This is a genomic window from Microbacterium sp. BF1 (assembly GCF_019279095.1).
Lineage (GTDB): Bacteria > Actinomycetota > Actinomycetes > Actinomycetales > Microbacteriaceae > Microbacterium > Microbacterium maritypicum.
Genome location: NZ_JAGYWT010000527.1, coordinates 1 through 1639, shown reverse-complemented (window position 1 = coordinate 1639; position 1639 = coordinate 1). Strand labels below are relative to the sequence as shown.

The following is a 1639-nucleotide window of genomic DNA, read 5'->3' as shown; positions in this document are numbered from 1 at the left end:
GCAGCGGCAGCCCGTTCACGGTGTCGGCGCAGGCGTTGCCCTCGCGCATCGAGAAGGCGCTGCGTGCGCACGGCGTGAGCGTGAAGCACGAGTCGGATGCGGCATGGACAAAGCGCTACGCGAAGGCGGCGAACTCCTGGCACCGCGTGCGTCTGGTCGGTGGCGACGCCGCCGCTCTCCACGAAGCGCTCGACGGAAGCCCCGACGTGGCGGTCTGGTCGCACGCCGTGACCGGTGCCGGTCGCGTCGAGATGCTGCCGTTCCTGCACGAGCAGGCCGTGTCGATCACGAACCACCGTTTCGGCAACCCGACGACCCTCGCCGACGGCGTGATCTGACCCGCGGGGCAGCCGAGACCCATCGGCCACAACGAAACCCACCGTCGCAGACGTCTGCGACGGTGGGTTTCGGCGTGCGGTGTGGGTTTCTCGGCGTCCCCGGCGTCAGCCGCGCAGCGCCTCGGAGAGCTTGACCCGGGAGCCCATGCGCAGCAGCGAGTTCTCGTAGATCTTCGCGCCGATGACGATCGCGGCCACGCAGCTCGCGAGCAGGATGACCAGGCTCAGCAGCGGCTCCCACCACTGGGCCTCCCCGACGAAGAGGCGCATCGGCATGCCGACCGGGGCCGAGAACGGCACGTACGACATGATCGTCAGCACCAGCGGGTTGTCGTTGAACACGATCACCAGGATGTACGGCGCCATGATCAGCATCGTGATCGGGGTGGTCGTGGAGCCGATGTCCTCCTGGCGAGAGACCATGGAGGCCGCCGCCGCGAACATCGCCGCGAGCAGGATGAAGCCGAACAGGAAGAACACGGCGAACCAGATGATCGGCGCCCCGAGCGTCGTGAGCACCTCGCGCTGACCGGTGACGATAAGCCCGATCGTGGCCACGGCTGCGAGGGCGAGGATCTGCCCCATCGCCAGCACCGTGTTGCCGATGACCTTGCCCGCCAGCAGTGTGCGCGCCGGGATCGCCGACAGCAGCACCTCGACCACGCGGGTCTGCTTCTCTTCCACGACGCTCTGCGCGATCGTGCCGCCGAACGTCGCCGCGGCCATCATGAACACCAGGCCGAACGCGATCGCGATGAAGTACCGCAGCAGCGGGTTGGTGGTGGCCGGCTCCAGGATGACGACCTCGGGAGAGATCGAAAGGGCGGAGATGATCGAACCAGGGGCATCCTGCAGGGCGATGACCGTGTAGCCGGACGGGCTGTCGCCCGGCAGCACTGCGGCGTCGACCTTGTCGTCGCGCACGAGCTTCTCGGCCTCGGCCTGGTCGGCGACCGTGGTGACCTCGACGTTCGGGATGGCCGAGACGGCGGCCGCGGTCTCGGCCGTCGCGGCGATCGGCGTGGTGTCGGTGTTCTTGCTCGCGAAACCGCCGAACAGGATGCCGGCGAGCGCGAGGACCAGCAGGATGCCGGTGGAGATCAGGAACGCCTTGCTGCGCAGCTTCGATCCGATCTCGCGCTCGGCGACGAGCCAGATGCCGTTGGAGGCGCGGACGGGGGTGGGGGCGCTCACTGGATGACCTCCTTGAAGATCTGGGCGAGGGACGGATGCTTGGGGGCGAAGCTCGCGACATCGCCGCGCTGTACGGCGGACTGCAGCACGCGCTGCGCCGTCTCGGG

At 68.5% G+C, this 1639-nt stretch carries 2 protein-coding genes and 1 pseudogene; 1 reads left to right on the top strand and 2 read right to left on the bottom strand.

Going from position 1 to position 1639, the window contains the following annotated elements:
• Positions 1-338: hypothetical protein (locus KZA10_RS14435; protein WP_218683230.1), on the top strand; the 338-nt coding region annotated here is incomplete at its 5' end.
• 105 nt (positions 339-443) lie between these two features.
• Here KZA10_RS14435 and KZA10_RS14430 read toward each other — a convergent pair.
• Both KZA10_RS14430 and KZA10_RS18245 read right to left on the bottom strand, forming a co-directional pair.
• Entirely contained in the window at positions 444-1532 is a 1089-nt protein-coding gene (locus tag KZA10_RS14430) for an ABC transporter permease (protein ID WP_218683229.1), read from the bottom strand.
• Positions 1529-1639: pseudogene (locus KZA10_RS18245) on the bottom strand (DUF4162 domain-containing protein); the annotation flags it as partial. The gene KZA10_RS14430 and the pseudogene KZA10_RS18245, both read right to left, overlap by 4 nt.